Source organism: Enterobacter sp. RIT637 (assembly GCF_019718755.1).
Taxonomy (GTDB): domain Bacteria; phylum Pseudomonadota; class Gammaproteobacteria; order Enterobacterales; family Enterobacteriaceae; genus Enterobacter.
Map to the genome: position 1 here is coordinate 1 of NZ_JAIHAZ010000067.1, position 717 is coordinate 717.

Below are 717 nucleotides of genomic sequence, written 5' to 3' on the forward strand. Positions count from 1 at the left end.
ATCCGGGTTGCGGACAGTGTCTGGTGGGTAGTTTGACTGGGGCGGTCTCCTCCCAAAGAGTAACGGAGGAGCACGAAGGTTAGCTAATCCTGGTCGGACATCAGGAGGTTAGTGCAATGGCATAAGCTAGCTTGACTGCGAGAGTGACGGCTCGAGCAGGTGCGAAAGCAGGTCATAGTGATCCGGTGGTTCTGAATGGAAGGGCCATCGCTCAACGGATAAAAGGTACTCCGGGGATAACAGGCTGATACCGCCCAAGAGTTCATATCGACGGCGGTGTTTGGCACCTCGATGTCGGCTCATCACATCCTGGGGCTGAAGTAGGTCCCAAGGGTATGGCTGTTCGCCATTTAAAGTGGTACGCGAGCTGGGTTTAGAACGTCGTGAGACAGTTCGGTCCCTATCTGCCGTGGGCGCTGGAGAATTGAGGGGGGCTGCTCCTAGTACGAGAGGACCGGAGTGGACGCATCACTGGTGTTCGGGTTGTCATGCCAATGGCATTGCCCGGTAGCTAAATGCGGAAAAGATAAGTGCTGAAAGCATCTAAGCACGAAACTTGCCCCGAGATGAGTTCTCCCTGACCCTTTAAGGGTCCTGAAGGAACGTTGAAGACTACGACGTTGATAGGTCGGGTGTGTAAGCGCAGCGATGCGTTGAGCTAACCGATACTAATGAACCGTGAGGCTTAACCTTACAACGCCGAAGCTGTTTCGGCGA

Annotated in this window: 1 rRNA gene; it reads left to right on the top strand. The window is 54.3% G+C overall.

Annotated elements, in window-relative coordinates:
• Nucleotides 1-693, top strand: a 23S ribosomal RNA gene (locus tag K5E19_RS23180); the annotation flags it as partial.
• Between the last annotated feature and the right edge of the window lie 24 nt (nucleotides 694-717).